Origin of the sequence: Rhizobium cerradonense (genome assembly GCF_030182455.1) — a bacterium.
Classification (GTDB): domain Bacteria; phylum Pseudomonadota; class Alphaproteobacteria; order Rhizobiales; family Rhizobiaceae; genus Rhizobium.
The window spans coordinates 220,236-237,992 of record NZ_JAQJCK010000004.1 but is presented as its reverse complement, the minus strand read 5'-3'; the positions used below and the strand labels follow the sequence as shown (position 1 = coordinate 237,992).

The window sequence follows — 17,757 nt, the reverse complement described above, 5'->3', positions numbered from 1 at the left end:
GATCGTCAGGCGAGTTTCTTGCTGCGGCAGAGCCAAACTCCCTTAACATTCACCAAAGCTGAGGAAAACAAAATGTCCGAAAAGCTGGTCAAGATTCCCGGTCCGGATCATCCGATCACGATCGAGAACAAGCGTGCCCATGTCACCGTCTCCGTCGCCGGCAAGGTTATTGCCGATACGCGTGAGGCGCTGTCCCTGACGGAAGCCTCCTATCCCGCGGTCATCTATGTGCCGCGCAAGGATGCCGACATGGCTGCGCTCAGGAGGACCGACTACGCCACCTATTGTCCCTATAAGGGCGATTGCTCCTATTATAGCATCCCCGTCGGCGGCGAGCGTTCGGTGAATGCGGTCTGGACCTACGAAAATCCGCACGCCGCCGTCAGCCAAATCAAGGATTACATGGCCTTCTACCCGGATCGGGTGGATGCCATCACGGTTGATGTCTAAAGCGCCATCCCGCTTCCGCTGTCGAAAACATAGACCTGATCGGCATTGACGTTGACCTTCAATTGCTCGCCGTAGCGAACCGGAGCCTCACCGTCGACGACGGCCGTCACTTGCTCGCCGGCGAGATCGAACAGCACATGGGTCTGCGCGCCCGTCGGTTCGACCAGCAAGGTCTGGCCGGTAAGCGGCGAGCCGCTGCCCGTCAAACTGAGATGTTCCGGCCGTAGGCCGATCTTCACGCTCTGACCGAACTTCACTCTGCGCTCGCCCGCGATGCGCACCTGCGTGCCGTCTGTCAGCCGCACCGACGGTGAGCCGTCAACACCATTCACCATGCCATCGAGAAAATTCATCGCAGGCGAGCCGATGAAGCCGGCGACGAAGAGATTGGCCGGCTGGCGATAAAGCTCGATCGGCGTCCCCTGCTGCTCGATCCGCCCTTGGTTCAGCACGACGATGCGGTCCGCGAGCGTCATCGCTTCGATCTGGTCGTGGGTGACATAGATCGACGTGGTCTGCACCTTCTGATGCAGTGCCTTGATCTCCGAGCGCATCTGCACGCGCAGTTTTGCGTCGAGGTTCGACAAGGGCTCGTCAAACAGGAAGACGGCGGGATTGCGCACCACGGCGCGGCCCATGGCGACACGCTGGCGCTGGCCGCCGGAGAGCTGCGCCGGCTTGCGGTCGAGCAGCTTGGTGAGGTCGAGCATGCGCGCCGCCTCGTTGACCCGCTGCTCGATCACCGGCTTGGGCTGGCCCGAGAGCTTGAGGTTGAAGCCCATATTCTCGGCCACCGTCATGTGCGGATAGAGCGCGTAGGATTGGAAGACCATGGCGATGTTGCGCTCGCGCGGCGTCATGCTGTTGACCACCTGCCCGCCGATCGAAACGTCGCCATCGGTGATTTCCTCGAGCCCGGCGATCATCCGCAGCAGCGTGGACTTACCGCAGCCAGAGGGGCCAACAAGCGCGATGAATTCGCCATCCTCGATCGCCAGCGAGATATCGTGGATGACCGGAAGCGCCCCATAGGCCTTGTGGATGTTATGCAGTTCGACGGATGCCATGTTATTTGCTCCGATGAGAGCAATTCCAGGAAAAGTGCATAGCGGTTTTCCGTCCGGAATTGCTGGAAAACAAAGAAATAGAGCGGTTCAGAGTTTCCGTGAAAAGCTGAACCGCTCTAGGCTCAGGATTTCACGGCACCGGCGGTGAGACCCGCGATGATATGTTTCTGCGCCAGGAAGAAGACGATGATCGTGGGCATGATGGTGAGCGTGATGAAGGCGAGCACCAGTTCCCATTCCGTGCCGAATTCGCCGCTGTAGACCATCATGCCGAGCGGCCAGGGATAGATCGAATCCGAATTCAGCATGATCAGCGGCAGGATGTAGCTGTTCCAACTGCCGACGAAGGAGATGATGCTGACGGTGGCGACGATCGGCCGGGAGAGCGGCAGCGAGATATGCCAGAAGAAGCGGATATAGCCGCAACCATCGACGAAAGCCGCCTGGAACAATTCTTCCGGAAGGTTGCGAAAATAGTTTCTAAAGAGAAGAATACTCATACCGAGGCCGAAAGCCACCTGCGGCAGCACCACGCCCCAATAAGTATTGAGCAGGCCGAGATCGCGGATGCGGATGAACAGCGGCAGGATGGCGGTCGCCGCCGGGAACATCAGGCCGATCAGGAAATAATTCAGCAGGAAGTTCGAGCCGAAGAACTTCACATGCGCAAAGGCGAAGGCTGCCATGGCCGAGACTGTGACCGTCAGGAACACGGTCAGGGTGGCGATGATCAGCGAATTCATCATCTGCCGCCAATAGCGATCGCCGAAGAGGATGCCGGTATAGTTCTCGAAATGCCACTCGGCCGGCAGGCCGAAGGGATTGGTTCGGAGATCGCCGAGCGACTTGAATCCGCCGAGCGCCGTGGTCAACAGTGGAATCAGCACGATAGCGGCGATGATGGTCAGCGACACGTAGAGATAGATCTTCGTGCCGGTGGTCATGCGAACGGATGAAGCCATATCAGTCATTGCGCATAAATATCCGTTTGTAGCCGAAGGCGAGGGTGACGCAGATCACGAACAGCACCACGCCGACGGCGCTGCCGAGGCCGACCTGCATGCGGGTGACGCCGAAATTGTAGAGGAAGGTCACCATCGTCTGGGTCGAGTTGAACGGTCCGCCGCCGGTGAGCGGCATGATCAGATCAAAAAGCTGCAGCGAGCCGACGACGGCGAAGAAGACGGACAGGCGCAGTGTCGAGCCGAGCAGCGGCAGGGTGACGTAGCGGAATTTCTGCCAGCCGGTGGCGCCGTCGATCTCGGCGGCTTCCAGCACGCTTTTGTCGAGGGATTGCAGGCCGGCGATGAACAGCATCATGTGGAAGCCGAAATATTTCCACACGATCACCGCTAGCACCGCGTAGATCGCCAGATCCTTGTCGGCGAGCACGTAAGGGGTGGCGGTGCCGAGAAAATGCGAGATCGCGGCAAACAGGCCGTAGTCTCCGTCATAGACGAAGCGCCAGATCAGGCCCGCTGCCACTTCCGCCAGCACATAGGGAAGGAAGAAGATCAGCCGGTAGAGCACCACGCCGCGAATGCGGTTCGCCAGCATCGTCGCAAGCCATATAGCAAGCGGCACCTGAAGGGCGATCGAGACCAGGATGATCAGCGCGTTGTTCTTCAGCGAGGTCATGAAGGCGCCGTTCTTGAACAGAACCTGGAAGTTGCGCAGCCCGATGAACTCCGTCGGTGGGCCGTAGCCGTTCCATTTGTAAAGGCTGTACCAGGCGGCCTCTCCCATCGGCAGGATGACGAAGATGGTGAAAAGCAGCAGCGCCGGTGGCAGAAACAGCAGGATGACGGGCATGCGGCCGCGTGCGGCCGGCGATTTTCGGCGCGCTGTGGGTTTCGCTCTGGCGATGGTCGGTATGGCGGTCGTTGCGCTGACATCGGTCATGGGCGGTCTCGACAATTGCAGTTCAAAGAAAAACCGGCGCCGGCACAAGGGAGAGGCCGGCGCCGGATGGTGCTAGAGCTGGTCCTGCTCGAAGGCGTCCTGGACCTGCTGCGCGCCATCCTTCGGTGCGATCTGGCCCGAGACGATGCCGACCGAGATGTCGTTGACGACGCGGCCGACGGAGGGGCCGAGATCCTGGTCGAAGAAGTTCTGGTGCCAGGTCGAATGCGCCAGTTGGTCGGCGGAGGCGTGCATCAACGGGCTCTTGACGCCGTCTTCCGCGCCGACGGCGACCGGGATGATCATGCCGGCCTGCGCCATGGTGCGTTCGTTCTCGGCATTGGTCAGATAGGCCAGGAAATCGAGGGTTTCAGGCGGAGCCTTCTTGGTCACGGCCCAGCCGTTCAGACCGCCGAGCGTATCGGTCGGAAGACCGGCACCACCGGTAACCGCCGGGAAGGCGAAGCGGCCGATATTGTCGTCGGCGAGACCCTTGCCGTCGCCGGCATTGGTGCGCTGGTTGGCGGCGGTGTTTTCGAAGCCAAGGATCATCGCAGCCTTGCCATCACCGAAGACGCCGAGCGCCTGCGGCCAGGTGGTGCCGAGATAGCCGGGCTGGAACGGCTCGAGCTTGCCGAGTTCGGCAAGCTGCTCGCCGGCCTTGATGATCGCCGGATCGGTGAAGCCATTGCCCTCGCCGCTCTTGGCCGCGGAAAAGACCTTCTGGCCACCGTCACGCATCACCAGATAGCTCCAGTAGAAATGGATCGGCCACTTCTCGCCGCCGCCGCCGGCGATCGGCACGATACCGGCCGCTTTGATCTTCTTGACGGCGGCCAGATAGTCGTCCCAGCTCTTGATAGCATTGGCATCGACGCCGGCCTTGGCGAAGAGCGCCTTGTTATAGAAGAAGGAAACGGTGCCTAGCTTGTAAGGCACGGCACTGATCTTATTGTCGAAGGTCAGGCCTTTCACCGCCGCAGGATTATAGCTCTTCACCCAGGCGCCATCCTTGGCATTCATCGCCGCGGTCAGATCCATCAGTGTGCCGGTTGCCTGCTGCTGCTTCAACACACCACCGCCCCAACTAAAGAAGAAATCGGGAGCGTCCTTCGATTGCAGCAGCGTCGGCAGCTTGGCCTTGAAGGCTTCGTTCGCCAGGAACTGCATTTCGATCTTCACGCCCGGATGCTGGGCTTCATATTGATCGGCGATCTTGCGCCAGACGGCGATGTAGTTCGGATCGAGCTCCAGGTGCAGCCACTTGACGACCGTATCCGCCGCAGCGCTCGTGGCGCCGGCAAGCATGACAAGTCCCGTGGCAGCGGCGATCGCAGCAACACGCACACCGCGAAGGGCCTTCGCCCCGCGTTCATACAGCATGATTTTCTCCTCCCAAGGGAACAAGAGCCTCAATAATTTTTCCCTTATGCGGATTAATTCAGCGGAGCTTTGCTGAAATGTCAACCACCATCGCTAAATTTTCGGCGAAGTGACTGGGAAACGGCTTGACATCAGGCCATAAGCATAGGTTATTTAATTCGTATCCCGTCAAAAATATCAGGCCGCAGCCGAGCGGATTCGTCATTCGGCACCATTCACATGAAAACAGCAGACCCCGAGCTTATGCGGGCAATCAACCGCTTCAACGTGCTGGATACGATCCGGCGGGCGGGTTCGATCGCGCGTATCGAAATCAGCGAGCGCACCCAGCTTTCGACCACGACCGTATCGGCGATCACCGCTTCGCTGCTCGATGACGGCCTGATCCTGGCGCGCACCGAAGGCGACCTGCGTGAAGCCGCCGCCCGTGGGCGGCCGCGCGTCATGCTGGAGCTCAATCCGGACGCCGCCCGCGTCGTCGGCGCAAAAATCGCCGCGAACCGCATGGTCTTCGTCGTTGCCGATTTCCGCGGCGAAGTGCAGTCGACGCTGACGCTCGCACTTCGCGTCGACCGGCAGCCGATCAGCGTCATCGCCGACCTGATCGAGGACGGGGTGCGCCGCTGCGTCGTCGATGCCAATCTCGCGCTCGACGAAATCGATTCGGTCTGCCTCGGCCTGCCCGGCGTCATCGAACACCGCACCGGCCATGTGCGCTCCAGCCCGATTTTCCGCGAGAGCGGCGTCGATTTTGCCAGGGAAATGTCAGAGCGGCTGGGTGTTACCACCATCGTCGAAAGCGATGCCCATGCGATCACGCTGGCGCATCATTGGTTCGGCGAGGCGAGAGATCTTGACGACATGGTGCTGGTGTCGCTGGAACAGACGCTTGGCCTCGGCGTGCTGCATGGCGGCCAATTGTTTCGCGGCGCCGGCGGCTTGAGCCACAATCTCGGCGACCTCGCCCTCGGCATCGGGCCGCAGGGCACGGTCAGGCTTGCGAGCCTGGCGGGCGAAAGCGCGATCCTCGGCGACCAGCCGAGCGGCGGCCGCTTTGCCGAAGCCATCCGCCTCGGCCGCGGTATGGCGCATGCCAAAACGTTGATTGCCGCCGAGGACAACGCGCTGATCAGCGCGGCGATCCGCGCCGGCGAAGCCTGCGGCATGGCGCTAGCCAATATCGTCACGCTGTTTGCGCCGCCGCGCGTTATCCTCGTCGGCTCGAGCCTCGCGCTCGGCCAGCCCTTCCTCGACAGCCTGAGAGAGGCCTATTCGCTGGCAATCCCGCCATCGATCAAGGGCGTGACCGAACTCGTCTTCGACCAGTCGACGGATGAAACCTGGGCGCAGGGCGCGGCCGTAGTGGCGCTGCGCGAACTCTACGAATCTCCTTGGGGAACGACAGGGCCGGCACCGGCGCTCTGACCCCGCAAGGCATGCACGAACACTTCATTCGGAGGAAGCTTTATGGAAAAGGTCGGCATTGGCATCATCGGCTGCGGAAACATTTCCGGCGCCTATCTCACCGCGATGAAATCGTTCCCCATTCTCGACATCAAAGGGGTGGCCGACCTCAACCGCGAACTCGCCGAAGCCAAAGCCGCCGAATTTGGTCTGAAGGCCGTCGATGTCGCTGCCCTGTTTGCCGATCCCACGATCGAGATCATTGTCAACCTGACCATTCCGAAGGCACATGTCGCCGTCGGTCTGCAAGCGCTTGACGCCGGTAAGCACACCTATTCGGAAAAGCCGCTCGGCATTAACTTCGCGGAGGGCAAGAAGCTTGCGGATGCCGCGGCCGCCAAGGGCCTGCGCATCGGCGCTGCCCCGGACACCTTCCTCGGCGGCGGCCACCAGACGGCGCGCGCGATCATCGACGAAGGCTCGATCGGCATCCCGGTCGGCGGCACCGCCACCTTCATGTGCCCCGGCCATGAGCGCTGGCATCCGAATCCCGCTTTCTATTATGAAGTCGGTGGCGGCCCGATGCTCGACATGGGACCTTACTACATCACAGACCTCGTCAACCTGCTCGGCCCCGTCTCCCAGGTCGCCGGCTTTGCCGTGACGCCACGCAAGGAGCGCATCATCACCAGCGAGCCGCGCAACGGCGAGCGCATCCCCGTGCATGTCGCCACCCATGTTGCCGGCGTCATGGCCTTCGCCAACGGTGCTGTCGTGCAGATCGGCATGAGCTTTGACGTTGCCGGCCACAAGCATGTGCCACTCGAAGTCTATGGGACCGAAGGCACGCTGATCGTGCCTGATCCGAACCGTTTCGGCGGTCCGGTCGAATATCTCAAGAAAGGCGGCCAGTTCGAGGAACGCGAAATCACCGCGCCCTATGCCGACGGCAACTACCGTTCGCTCGGCGTCGCCGATCTGGCGCATGCCATCCGTTCCAACCGGCCGCACCGCGCCAATGGCAGCCTCGCGCTGCATGTGCTCGAAGTCATGGAAGCCTTCCAGACGGCCTCCGACACCGGTCGCACGATCGCCATCACGACGCAGACGGAGCGTCCGGCCCCTTTGTCCGAATCTCTGGTCGATGGACAGATCGGCCGCTAACGACACAGTTTCAGGAGGAATATCATGCGCGAAGCACTTATCGTCTGGGGCGGCTGGAGCGGTCACGAACCGCAGGAATGCGCCCATATCATCCGCGACGTGCTGGAAGAGGATGGCTTTAAGGTCTACCTCGAAAACAGCACCGAAGCCTTTGCCGACCCGTCGATCCATGACCTCAGCCTGGTCGTGCCGATCGTCACCATGTCGAAGATCGAGAAGGAAGAGGTGAAGAACCTCGCCGCCGCGATCGAAAGCGGCGTCGGCATCGCCGGCTATCACGGCGGCGCAGGCGACAGCTTCCGGGAATGCGTCGAGTATCAGTTCATTATCGGCGGCCAGTGGGTCGCCCATCCCGGCAACATCATCGACTACACGGTCAACATCACAAAATCGGATGACCCGATCATGGAGGGGATCACCGATTTCCCCTACACATCCGAGCAATATTACATGCATGTCGACCCGTCGAACGAGGTGCTGGCAACCACGACATTTACCGGCGATCATGCCTATTGGATCGACGGCGTCGTCATGCCGGTCGCCTGGAAGCGCAAATACGGCAAGGGCCGCGTCTTCTATTCCTCACTCGGCCACCAGGCCAAGGAATTCAACGTGCCGCAGATGAAAACCATCTTCCGCCGCGGCGCCCACTGGGCCGCGCGTTGAGAGCACCTGCCTCTATCTGATTTCCAAGCAAGAATTGCCCCTCACACAACCCTCTCCCGGCACGCGGGACAGGGCGGCCGCCCTTCGACAAGCTCACGAGCCGGATGAGGGGCTTCTCCGCACCTCCACCTTGCCACCTTGACCCGAACTGATAAAATATCGCCGGCACGCCACAAACGCTTGTGCTGCTTGCGCTTTTTTTGCTGTCGGGGGAGGACGGATGGACCAAGGCGCCACGGATGCACCCAACACGTCGACGGTCAGCTACGGCACCGAACCGGGTTTGCGTTTCGCTTCCCAGCTCGACGGACGTGGCGGCTGCAAGCAGCTCTGCATGGAAGAGCTCAGCGAGTGGAAGCATGGGCAGGGTGTGACTTGGCTACATCTCGAGCGCGACCATCCTGCCGCAGCCGACTGGGTCATGCATAAAAGCGGCTTCGACCCCTTCGTCATCGAAGCCCTGCTGGAGGAGGATTCGCGCCCTCGCGTCGAACCGGTGGGCGACGGGCTGTTGATCATCCTGCGCGGCGTCTGCGCCACATCGCCGGACGGCGCGACGCAGAAACCCGCCGATATCGACCTTGTGCCCCTGCATCTCTGGGTCGATGGCGAGCGCATCGTTTCGCTCCGCGACAGCGGCCACTACATTACTGCGTTGCGCGATATCCGTCTGTCGTTGGAAAAGAAAAAGGGGCCGCAGCGCACCGGCGACCTGCTCGCCTTGATCGGCGACAAGCTGGTGCGCGACCTCGAACCCGTGCTCGACGCCATGGATGAAGAGGTGGACGAACTCGACGAACTGATCTTTCACGGCGAAGCCGGCCAGGTGCGCGAACGCCTGAAGCTGCTGCGCCGGCGAGCCGTGCAGCTTCGCCGTTATCTGGCGCCGCAACGTGATGCCCTGAACCGCATCGAGCATGACGATGCGCCCTGGCTTGCCGAGCGCGACAAGCTGCGCATGCGCGAAGTGATCGACAAGCTGATGCGCTACATCGAATATCTCGACGCCATCCGCGACCGCACCAGCATCCTGCATGACGACTTGTCGACCGTCATCAGCGAGCGCATCGCCCGCAATTCCAACCGCCTTGCCGCCCTCGCAGCCCTGCTTTTGCCGCCGAGCGTTGTGGCCGGCCTTTTCGGCATGAATGTCGGCGGCATCCCCGGCGTCAACGACACCTGGGCCTTCGTCATCATCGTCGTCTTCGTCACGATCACCTCGATCGCGACCCTCTGGGTGCTGAAGCGTATCAACTGGCTTTAGGGCAGTCTGGTCATGCCGGTCAGCGCGCAGAAAATCCGTCCCACACGCCCTGACGATTCAAGCAATTGGAAACCGTAGTCGAGCCGCCGTCGACGTCCAGGCAGTCCTTCCAGCACCCGCACCAGCACAGCATATGCACCATCCCCGGGATCATCGCCGTTCATCGGCACGCCGCGCCCGCGCCCGCCCTGCGACAAACCCGGCCGGAAATCGCCTCCCGATTAAGGCTTGACCAATTCTGGGAAAGAGCATTACTTTGGATCCATGGATCCAAAGTCAATTTTCAGCGAACTGCGGGACGAGATTGAGTCAGGTGAATTGGCACCAGGCTCCGTTCTCAAGCAGGAATCGATCGCCGAGCGTTTCGGGGTCAGCCGCCAGCCCGTCAGGCAGGCCTTGGACCGCTTACTCGGGAGTGGCTTGGTCGTGCGGCGTCCGGATCGAAGTCTGGCGGTAGCGATCCTCTCGGAACGGGAGGCAAGTGAACTTACCGAGCTTCGGACTATTCTGGAGGTCGCCGCCTTGGAGCAGTCGGTGCCGTTGCTTTTGCCTTCCGCCTTGCGGAAGGCTGAAAGGCTCAACGATGAGCTATTCGCAGAGTACGATCCGGTGCGGATTGAGGAGCTCGACCAGCAGTTTCACCTGACCCTGTATAGCGAGTGCGAAAATACTCGATTGCTGAGAACCATAGCAACGCTTCGACGAGAATCTCGGCGGGCATGCCTTCATCAAAAGCGTGGCGCCCAGGAGCGCATTGATTTTTTCGAGGAACACGCCGCGATCGTTGCCGCTTGTGCCAGGGGAGATGTCGACGCTGCCGCGCAGCATCTTCGCCACCATCTCACTCAAACGACTGCAAGACTTCTTTCCATGCCGACAAAGGATGATCTGATATGAAGATGACCGTCGAGGTGCATTGGGAGCGTGAAGGGGCTGTTTTCACCGACAAGCGTTACAGCCGCGCGCACATCTGGCGCTTTGACGGCGGCCAAGTCGTGCCGGCGTCAGCTTCGCCGCATATCGTTCCGCTTCCTTATTCCGTGGAAGCCAATGTCGATCCGGAGGAGGCCTACATCGCGGCGATTTCCAGTTGCCACATGCTGACCTTTCTCTCGCTCGCCGCACCCAAGCGGATCGTCGTCGAGAGCTATACCGACAAGGCGATCGGCGTGATGGAAAAGGTCGACGGAAAATTGATCGTCAGCCGCGTTGAGCTCAATCCGACCATCGTCTATGCCGGGGAACCGCCAACCGCCGCAATGCAAGCAGAACTGCACCACCTGGCGCATGAACAGTGCTTCATTGCCAATTCCGTCAAGACGGAAATCCAGGTCGCCGCCGGTTGAGGTATCCATTCCGCCAAGGCGATTGATCGGAGGATGTTTCGGACAGGCTTGCGGGTTTCGAGGCCGATCTGCATTTTATTCGCCCCGCACGGCACAGCCAACGGCCTGCTCGGGTTGGCCGCGCTGATCCAGGTTTCGGCCACGCTTCCGGCAAACTTTATTGCTTTCGAATACGCGACAGGCGATCCCGACTGGTGGCATGACATTGCCGAAGGCCTGTCGGAGGTGATCGTCAAGAACGGTTTCATCGATATCATCGATCGCCCCGGCATGGTCGTCGATCTTAATCCGGAAAAGGCCAGGCGCTATCTTGCCGAGGACGATCGCGACTTTTTCGCCAGATTCTTCGGCCCTATTCGTGCGGTAAAGCCAGGTCTGCGGTACAAAATCGCCGCCTCGGCTTTCTGTATTCGGGGTGACTTTCAGCCATTTTCAGTGTCGCCTAAACAGTTATGCTGCGGATGAAGGCGCATCCCCTGATGTCGGTTTCGGCCGGAAATTGCGACCCGCCCAATTTTCGTTTGACATTCCTTTATCTTCATTTATCGTCATTCTAGTTTCGGTTTTCGCATGAGGGGTAGAAATCGAAACGAGGGGAGAGGTAATTGTCCAGAGCTCAAATCGACGTCACGGATGTCATTGGTCGCTGCGTGAGCCGCAGTCCGGTCGAGCGCGTCTGCCGCGTTCAGAACCGTGCTCGCCTCGGTTTGCGTCATCGCGAATCCCTCTCATCCGGATCGACGCAATTTACTTCTCCACAACCATCCCGCCGCTCCCGAATCTGTCGAAGGAACGGGGCATTCGGACAGTAAAGACATAAACGATCGCGGCGGGTTTATATCCTCCAGATCGCTACCCAATGGGCAACAAAACAGGCCTTACGGCCAGCAATCCGTCGCAGCGTCCCCATACGATGCATGGAAGGAGCATATGGTGCTTGAACTCAGAAACGTGTCGAAGGCGGTCGGCGGCGAAACGCACATTGCTGAAACGAACCTGACGCTGCAGCGCGGCACGCTGAATGTCCTCCTCGGACCGACGCTTTCAGGCAAGACGTCGCTGATGCGGCTGATGGCCGGGCTGGACAAGCCGACTTCGGGCACGATCCACGTCGACGGCGCCGATGTCACGGGCGTGCCCGTGCAGCGCCGCAACGTCGCCATGGTCTACCAGCAATTCATCAACTATCCCGCCATGACCGTTTACGACAATATCGCATCGCCGATGCGCCTCGGCGGCATCGATGCGGCGACGATCGACCGCGAAGTGAAGAAAGCCGCTGATCTTCTGCGGCTCGGCCCCTTCCTCGATCGCCTGCCGCTCAGCCTCTCCGGCGGCCAGCAGCAGCGCACCGCGCTTGCCCGCGCCATCGTCAAGAATGCAGGCCTTGTGCTGCTCGACGAGCCGCTCGCCAATCTCGACTATAAACTGCGCGAAGAACTGCGCGCCGAACTGCCGAAAATCTTCGCCGAATCCGGCGCCATCTTCGTCTACGCCACCACAGAACCGTCGGAAGCGCTGCTTTTGGGCGGCAATACCGCCACCCTGTCGGAAGGCAAGATCACCCAGTTCGGACCGACCATCGATGTCTTCCGCAGGCCGAAGGACCTGATCACCGCCGTTACCTTCGCCGATCCGCCGCTGAACACGATCTCGCTCGACAAGCGCGGCAATCTCTTCGTGCTGAACGGCGATATGAGCCTGCCCGTACCGCCGGGCCTAGAAAGCCAGCCGGACGGCCCCTACACCATCGCCTTCCAGCCGCACCATCTGGCGCTGAAGCCGCAGACCTCCGAAGCGGTCGCAGCGCCGGCAAGGGTGATGGTGACCGAGATCACCGGTTCGGAAAGCTTCATCCACATCGATTTCGCCGACCGGCGCTGGGTCATGCTGATCCAGGGCGTCGAGGACATCGATGTCGACGACTCGATCGATGTCTACATCGACCCGCGCCACATCATGGTGTTCGACACCAACGGCGCCGCCGTCACACCCGCCCTGCAACGGGCTGCCTGAGGAGAGACAGGGCCAATGGCACGCATCGACCTGGACCATATACGACACGCCTATAACGACCATCCCAAATCCGATGCGGACTATGCGCTGAAGGAAGTTCATCATAGCTGGGAGGACGGCAGCGCCTATGCCTTGCTCGGACCGTCCGGCTGCGGCAAGACCACCCTGCTCAACATCGTTTCCGGCCTCGTGCGCGCCTCGGAAGGCCGCATCCTCTTCGACGGCAAGGACGTGACTAAACTGTCGACGCAGGAGCGCAATATTGCCCAGGTCTTCCAGTTTCCGGTCGTCTACGACACGATGACGGTTTATGAAAACCTCGCTTTCCCCTTGCGCAACCGGCACGTTCCGGAAGCCGAGGTGAAGCGCAAGGTCGATGAGATCATCGAGATGATCGGCCTCTCCGACAGTGCCCATCGCAAGGCGCGGGGATTGACGGCCGATGCCAAGCAGAAAATCTCTCTCGGCCGCGGCCTGGTGCGCTCCGATGTCAGCGCCATCCTGTTCGACGAACCGCTGACGGTTATCGACCCACATATGAAATGGGTGCTGCGCTCGCAGTTGAAGCAGCTCCACCGCCGCTTCGGCTTCACCATGGTCTATGTCACCCACGATCAGACGGAGGCGCTGACTTTCGCCGACAAGGTCGTGGTGATGTATAACGGCGAGGTGGTGCAGATCGGCACGCCGAACGATCTCTTCGAGCGGCCGCGCCACACCTTCGTCGGCTATTTCATCGGCTCACCGGGCATGAACGTCATGCCCGTGCAGATCGAGGGCCGCAACGCCCGTCTCGCCGGCAGCACCGTCGCGCTGCCGGGCGCCCCCATCAATGGACAGGGCGGCAAGACCGAACTCGGCATCCGCCCGGAATTCGTCCGCCTCGGCCGCGAGGGCATGCCGGCGACCGTGACCAAGGTCGAGGACCTCGGCCGCCGCAAGGTGGTGCGCGCCAGACTGGAAGGCCAGGAGATCACCGCAATCATCGGTGAGGACCAGACCGTGCCGGCCGAACCGCACATCGCCTTCGATCCCGCCGGCATCAATATCTACGCCAACTCCTGGCGCGTCGAGATGGGAGCCTGATCATGGACAAGACCTGGAACAACAAAGCCTGGTTCATGCTCATTCCCGTACTGCTGCTGGTCGGCTTCTCGGCCGTCATCCCGCTGATGACGGTGGTGAACTATTCGGTGCAGGACACCTTCGGCAACAACGTCTTCTTCTGGGCGGGAACACAGTGGTTTGAGGAGATCCTTCATTCCAGCCGCTTCTGGGATTCGATGCTCCGCAACCTGATCTTCTCCTTCGTCATCCTGGCGATCGAGGTGCCGCTCGGCATCTTCATCGCTCTCAACATGCCGAAGAAGGGTATCGGCGTTCCGGTTTGCCTGGTCTTGATGGCGCTGCCGCTGCTGATCCCGTGGAATGTCGTCGGGACGATTTGGCAGGTGTTCGGCCGCAGCGATATCGGCCTGATGGGCTACGTCCTCGTCGGCCTCGGCATCGACTACAACTACGTCTCCGATCCGGCCGATGCCTGGGCAACGATTATCATCATGGATGTCTGGCACTGGACCAGCCTCGTCGTGCTGCTCTGCTATGCCGGCCTCGCCTCCATTCCCGATGCCTTCTACCAGGCCGCCAAGATCGACGGCGCCTCGCGCTGGTCCGTCTTCCGCTACATCCAGCTTCCGAAGATGAACCGCGTGCTTTTGATCGCCGTGCTCCTGCGCTTCATGGACAGTTTCATGATCTATACCGAACCTTTCGTCGTCACCGGCGGCGGCCCCGGCAATTCGACGACCTTCCTGTCGATCGATCTCGTCAAGATGGCCCTTGGCCAGTTCGATCTCGGCCCGGCAGCGGCAATGTCGCTGATCTACTTCCTGATCGTGCTTCTGCTGTCCTGGGTCTTCTACACCGTCATGACCAATTATGATGCGGGAGAGACGCGATGAGCGGCAAACCTCTTACGACCTCCGCAGGCGATAACACGATGAACAAGATAGCGGCTTCCAGCCCCGTCGCCGGTGTTACCGCGACGACCGGCACGCAGCCGGTGAGCCGACATAAGGAGGAGGGTCGCTGGTCCTGGGTGGTGCCGACGCTCTACATCATCTTCCTGCTGCTGCCGATCTACTGGCTCGTCAACATGAGCTTCAAGACCAATGAGGAGATCGTCAGCGGGTTAACGCTCTATCCGCATCAGCCGACGCTGCGCAATTACACGATCATCTTCACCGATCCGTCCTGGTATAAGGGCTATATCAACTCCATCACCTATGTCGTCATGAACATGGTGATCTCGGTTGCCTGCGCGCTGCCCGCAGCTTACGCCTTCTCGCGCTACCGCTTCCTCGGCGACAAGCACGTCTTCTTCTGGCTGCTGACCAACCGCATGGCGCCGCCGGCGGTCTTCGCGCTGCCCTTCTTCCAGCTCTATTCGGCCTTCGGCCTGATCGACACTCATATCGCGGTAGCCCTGGCGCACTGCCTGTTCAACGTGCCGCTGGCGGTCTGGATCCTTGAAGGTTTCATGTCCGGCGTGCCGAAGGAGATCGACGAGACGGCCTATATCGACGGCTATTCGTTCCCGCGCTTCTTCATCAAGATCTTCATTCCCTTGATCGCAAGCGGCATCGGTGTCGCCGCCTTCTTCTGCTTCATGTTCTCCTGGGTGGAACTGCTGATCGCCCGCACGCTGACCACGACCGACGCCAAGCCGATCGCCGCCATCATGACGCGCACGGTCTCGGCCGCCGGCATGGACTGGGGCCTGCTTGCCGCCGCCGGCGTGCTGACGCTGATCCCCGGCGCGCTCGTCATCTATTTCGTCCGCAATTACATCGCCAAGGGCTTCGCGCTCGGCCGCGTCTAAGAGGAAACCGCCATGAATACTGATTTCTCCTGGATGGCCTGGACGCTGCCGACGGTCCTGTTTTTCGCGACCATTCTGCTGCTTCTGCTCGGCATGGCCATTTGGGAATATTTTTCGCCCGGCGGCAATCCGCGCGTCGGCATCCTGCATTTTGAAACAACGCGCGGCGACCGGCTGTTCGTCTCGCTGCTCGGCGCTGCCTTCATTCATATTGCGTGGTTGGGCCTGGGAGGGCCGAACCTGTGGTGGGCGGTCGCCATTTCTGTCGTCTACGCGATCGGCGTTTTCCGTCTGGTCTAGCGCGGTTTCAAGGAGTTACCGCGCCCTTTGCCCGTCTCGGACACATGGCGCAGTAAGATAAGTCGATACGGATGGCTGGGGGTCTGGCCGTCTGACAATACACTCGCAACCTGTAGGGAGGAATATATGCGACGGCATCTCTTAACAACGACGGCAGTCGTGATGCTGGCTTTGGCCGGATCGGCCCATGCCGGCATGAACGAAGCCAAGGCATTTCTGGACAAGGAGATCGGCGATCTCTCGACGCTCTCGCGCGCCGACCAGGAAAAGGAAATGCAATGGTTCGTCGATGCGGCCAAGCCTTTCCAGGGCATGGAAATCAAGGTCGTTTCGGAAACCCTGACGACCCACCAGTATGAATCGCAGGTTCTGGCACCGGCCTTCACCGCCATCACCGGCATCAAGGTCACGCACGACGTCATCCAGGAAGGCGACGTCGTCGAAAAGATCCAGACGCAGATGCAGACCGGCCAGAACCTCTATGACGGCTGGGTCAACGATTCGGACCTGATCGGTACCCATTGGCGCTATAAGCAGGTGCGCAACCTGACCGACTGGATGGCGGGCGAAGGCAAGGACGTCACCAACCCCAATCTCGACATCGCCGACTTCATCGGCACCAGCTTCACCACCGCTCCGGACAAGAAGCTTTATCAGCTCCCCGACCAGCAGTTCGCCAACCTCTATTGGTTCCGTTACGACTGGTTCAACGACCCGAAGAACAAGGCCGATTTCAAGGCTAAATACGGCTATGATCTCGGCGTGCCGGTCAACTGGTCGGCCTATGAGGATATCGCTCAGTTCTTCACCGGCCGTGACGTCGGCGGCAAGAAGGTCTTCGGCCATATGGACTACGGCAAGAAGGACCCGTCGCTCGGCTGGCGCTTCACCGACGCCTGGCTCTCCATGGCCGGCAATGGCGACAAGGGCCTGCCGAACGGTCTGCCCGTCGACGAATGGGGTATCAAGGTCGACGCCGGCTCACGTCCGGTCGGCTCCTGCGTCGCGCGCGGCGGCGACACCAACGGCCCGGCAGCCGTCTATTCGATCCAGAAGTATCTCGATTGGCTGAAGGCCTACGCTCCGCCGGAAGCACAGGGCATGACCTTCTCCGAATCCGGCCCGGTTCCGGCACAGGGCAATATTGCCCAGCAGATCTTCTGGTACACGGCTTTCACCGCCGACATGGTCAAGCCCGGCTTGCCGGTCATGAACGCGGACGGCACGCCGAAATGGCGCATGGCTCCTTCGCCGCACGGCGTATACTGGAAAGACGGCATGAAGCTTGGCTACCAGGACGTAGGTTCCTGGACGCTGATGAAGTCCACGCCGGTCGATCGCGCCAAGGCTGCCTGGCTCTACGCGCAGTTCGTGACGTCAAAGACCATAGACGTGAAGAAGAGCCAGATCGGCCTCACCTTCATTCGCGAATCCACCATCCGCGACAAGAGCTTCACCAAGCGCGCGCCTGAACTCGGCGGTCTGATCGAGTTCTACCGTTCGCCGGCCCGCGTTCAGTGGTCGCCCACCGGCACCAACGTTCCGGACTATCCGAAGCTGGCACAGCTTTGGTGGCAGGCCATCGGCGATGCCGCATCCGGCGCGAAGGATGCACAGGGCGCCATGGATGCGCTGTGCGCCGATCAGGAAAAGGTGCTTCAGCGCCTCGAGCGTGCAGGCGTGCAGGGCGACATCGGCCCGAAGCTCGCCGAAGAGCATGATCTCAACTATTGGAATGCCGATGCCGTCAAGAATGGCCATCTCGCTCCGCAGTTGAAGATCGCGAACGAGAAGGAAAAGCCGGTCACCGTCAACTACGACGAACTGGTCAAGAGCTGGGCTGACGCAGCAAAGTAAGCCCGACCTTTCATGCGGCAGGAATGCCGGGACTCGAAAGAGCTCCGGCATTTTTTG

At 60.7% G+C, this 17,757-nt stretch carries 18 protein-coding genes; 14 read left to right on the top strand and 4 right to left on the bottom strand.

Annotated features, from left to right (window positions below; genetic code table 11):
• Positions 1-72 precede the first annotated feature (72 nt).
• Positions 73-450: a DUF427 domain-containing protein gene (locus PH547_RS11740; RefSeq protein WP_285168306.1), complete on the top strand. Its 378-nt coding sequence runs from the start codon at positions 73-75 to the stop codon at positions 448-450.
• Here PH547_RS11740 and PH547_RS11735 read toward each other — a convergent pair.
• The 4 genes from PH547_RS11735 to PH547_RS11720 form a co-directional block, all read right to left on the bottom strand.
• A complete protein-coding gene (locus tag PH547_RS11735; protein WP_285168305.1) occupies positions 447-1,517 on the bottom strand; it encodes an ABC transporter ATP-binding protein in 1,071 nt (356 codons plus the stop codon). The two genes, PH547_RS11740 and PH547_RS11735, sit on opposite strands and share 4 nt — an antisense overlap.
• Positions 1,518-1,639: 122 nt before the next feature.
• Complete coding sequence (locus tag PH547_RS11730; RefSeq protein WP_104824765.1) at positions 1,640-2,488, bottom strand: carbohydrate ABC transporter permease; 849 nt, start codon at positions 2,486-2,488, stop codon at positions 1,640-1,642.
• Positions 2,481-3,419: a carbohydrate ABC transporter permease gene (locus PH547_RS11725; protein ID WP_285168304.1), complete on the bottom strand. Its 939-nt coding sequence runs from the start codon at positions 3,417-3,419 to the stop codon at positions 2,481-2,483. The genes PH547_RS11730 and PH547_RS11725 overlap by 8 nt, the downstream gene beginning before the upstream one ends.
• A gap of 72 nt (positions 3,420-3,491) precedes the next feature.
• Complete coding sequence (locus PH547_RS11720) at positions 3,492-4,802, bottom strand: ABC transporter substrate-binding protein (protein WP_285168303.1); 1,311 nt, start codon at positions 4,800-4,802, stop codon at positions 3,492-3,494.
• Positions 4,803-5,021: 219 nt separating this feature from the next.
• Between PH547_RS11720 and PH547_RS11715 the strand changes: the two genes are divergently transcribed.
• The 13 genes from PH547_RS11715 to PH547_RS11655 all read left to right on the top strand — a co-directional run bounded on the left by PH547_RS11715 (position 5,022) and on the right by PH547_RS11655 (position 17,700).
• Positions 5,022-6,227 (top strand): ROK family transcriptional regulator, encoded by a 1,206-nt coding sequence (locus tag PH547_RS11715; RefSeq protein WP_285168302.1) that lies wholly within the window; start codon positions 5,022-5,024, stop codon positions 6,225-6,227.
• A gap of 42 nt (positions 6,228-6,269) precedes the next feature.
• Entirely contained in the window at positions 6,270-7,370 is a 1,101-nt protein-coding gene (locus tag PH547_RS11710) for a Gfo/Idh/MocA family protein (protein WP_285168301.1), read from the top strand.
• 24 nt (positions 7,371-7,394) lie between these two features.
• Positions 7,395-8,036 (top strand): ThuA domain-containing protein, encoded by a 642-nt coding sequence (locus tag PH547_RS11705; RefSeq protein WP_285168300.1) that lies wholly within the window; start codon positions 7,395-7,397, stop codon positions 8,034-8,036.
• A 220-nt stretch (positions 8,037-8,256) separates the two neighbouring features.
• Positions 8,257-9,300 (top strand): CorA family divalent cation transporter, encoded by a 1,044-nt coding sequence (locus PH547_RS11700; protein ID WP_104824771.1) that lies wholly within the window; start codon positions 8,257-8,259, stop codon positions 9,298-9,300.
• A gap of 228 nt (positions 9,301-9,528) precedes the next feature.
• Positions 9,529-10,197: a GntR family transcriptional regulator gene (locus tag PH547_RS11695; protein ID WP_285168299.1), complete on the top strand. Its 669-nt coding sequence runs from the start codon at positions 9,529-9,531 to the stop codon at positions 10,195-10,197.
• Positions 10,194-10,646, top strand: a complete 453-nt coding sequence (locus tag PH547_RS11690) for an OsmC family protein (protein WP_483315540.1) — start codon at positions 10,194-10,196, stop codon at positions 10,644-10,646. The genes PH547_RS11695 and PH547_RS11690 overlap by 4 nt, the downstream gene beginning before the upstream one ends.
• A 114-nt stretch (positions 10,647-10,760) precedes the next feature.
• Positions 10,761-11,111, top strand: coding sequence for a hypothetical protein (locus PH547_RS11685; protein WP_285168298.1), 351 nt, complete (start codon positions 10,761-10,763; stop codon positions 11,109-11,111).
• Between the two features lie 468 nt (positions 11,112-11,579).
• The gene (locus tag PH547_RS11680; protein ID WP_104825265.1) at positions 11,580-12,662 is read left to right on the top strand and encodes an ABC transporter ATP-binding protein; all 1,083 of its coding nucleotides are present in this window, start codon (positions 11,580-11,582) and stop codon (positions 12,660-12,662) included.
• Between the two features lie 15 nt (positions 12,663-12,677).
• Positions 12,678-13,748: an ABC transporter ATP-binding protein gene (locus tag PH547_RS11675; RefSeq protein ID WP_104824773.1), complete on the top strand. Its 1,071-nt coding sequence runs from the start codon at positions 12,678-12,680 to the stop codon at positions 13,746-13,748.
• A 2-nt stretch (positions 13,749-13,750) separates the two neighbouring features.
• Positions 13,751-14,623: a carbohydrate ABC transporter permease gene (locus PH547_RS11670; RefSeq protein WP_104824774.1), complete on the top strand. Its 873-nt coding sequence runs from the start codon at positions 13,751-13,753 to the stop codon at positions 14,621-14,623.
• A 38-nt stretch (positions 14,624-14,661) separates the two neighbouring features.
• On the top strand, positions 14,662-15,543 hold the full coding sequence (locus PH547_RS11665) for a carbohydrate ABC transporter permease (protein WP_104825266.1): 882 nt from the start codon (positions 14,662-14,664) through the stop codon (positions 15,541-15,543).
• Positions 15,544-15,555: 12 nt separating this feature from the next.
• Positions 15,556-15,843 (top strand): DUF2160 domain-containing protein, encoded by a 288-nt coding sequence (locus PH547_RS11660; protein ID WP_285168297.1) that lies wholly within the window; start codon positions 15,556-15,558, stop codon positions 15,841-15,843.
• Positions 15,844-15,969: 126 nt separating this feature from the next.
• A complete protein-coding gene (locus PH547_RS11655) occupies positions 15,970-17,700 on the top strand; it encodes an ABC transporter substrate-binding protein (RefSeq protein ID WP_285168296.1) in 1,731 nt (576 codons plus the stop codon).
• Positions 17,701-17,757: the final 57 nt, after the last annotated feature.

Bases quoted from the DNA above. Each gene is read 5' to 3' on its own strand.
- PH547_RS11740 (WP_285168306.1), top strand. From the start codon at position 73: ATGTCCGAAAAGCTGGTCAAGATTCCCGGTCCGGATCATCCGATCACG.
- PH547_RS11735 (WP_285168305.1), bottom strand. From the start codon at position 1,517: ATGGCATCCGTCGAACTGCATAACATCCACAAGGCCTATGGGGCGCTT.
- PH547_RS11730 (WP_104824765.1), bottom strand. From the start codon at position 2,488: ATGACTGATATGGCTTCATCCGTTCGCATGACCACCGGCACGAAGATC.
- PH547_RS11725 (WP_285168304.1), bottom strand. From the start codon at position 3,419: ATGACCGATGTCAGCGCAACGACCGCCATACCGACCATCGCCAGAGCG.
- PH547_RS11720 (WP_285168303.1), bottom strand. From the start codon at position 4,802: ATGCTGTATGAACGCGGGGCGAAGGCCCTTCGCGGTGTGCGTGTTGCT.
- PH547_RS11715 (WP_285168302.1), top strand. From the start codon at position 5,022: ATGAAAACAGCAGACCCCGAGCTTATGCGGGCAATCAACCGCTTCAAC.
- PH547_RS11710 (WP_285168301.1), top strand. From the start codon at position 6,270: ATGGAAAAGGTCGGCATTGGCATCATCGGCTGCGGAAACATTTCCGGC.
- PH547_RS11705 (WP_285168300.1), top strand. From the start codon at position 7,395: ATGCGCGAAGCACTTATCGTCTGGGGCGGCTGGAGCGGTCACGAACCG.
- PH547_RS11700 (WP_104824771.1), top strand. From the start codon at position 8,257: ATGGACCAAGGCGCCACGGATGCACCCAACACGTCGACGGTCAGCTAC.
- PH547_RS11690 (WP_483315540.1), top strand. From the start codon at position 10,194: ATGAAGATGACCGTCGAGGTGCATTGGGAGCGTGAAGGGGCTGTTTTC.
- PH547_RS11675 (WP_104824773.1), top strand. From the start codon at position 12,678: ATGGCACGCATCGACCTGGACCATATACGACACGCCTATAACGACCAT.
- PH547_RS11670 (WP_104824774.1), top strand. From the start codon at position 13,751: ATGGACAAGACCTGGAACAACAAAGCCTGGTTCATGCTCATTCCCGTA.
- PH547_RS11665 (WP_104825266.1), top strand. From the start codon at position 14,662: ATGAACAAGATAGCGGCTTCCAGCCCCGTCGCCGGTGTTACCGCGACG.
- PH547_RS11660 (WP_285168297.1), top strand. From the start codon at position 15,556: ATGAATACTGATTTCTCCTGGATGGCCTGGACGCTGCCGACGGTCCTG.
- PH547_RS11655 (WP_285168296.1), top strand. From the start codon at position 15,970: ATGCGACGGCATCTCTTAACAACGACGGCAGTCGTGATGCTGGCTTTG.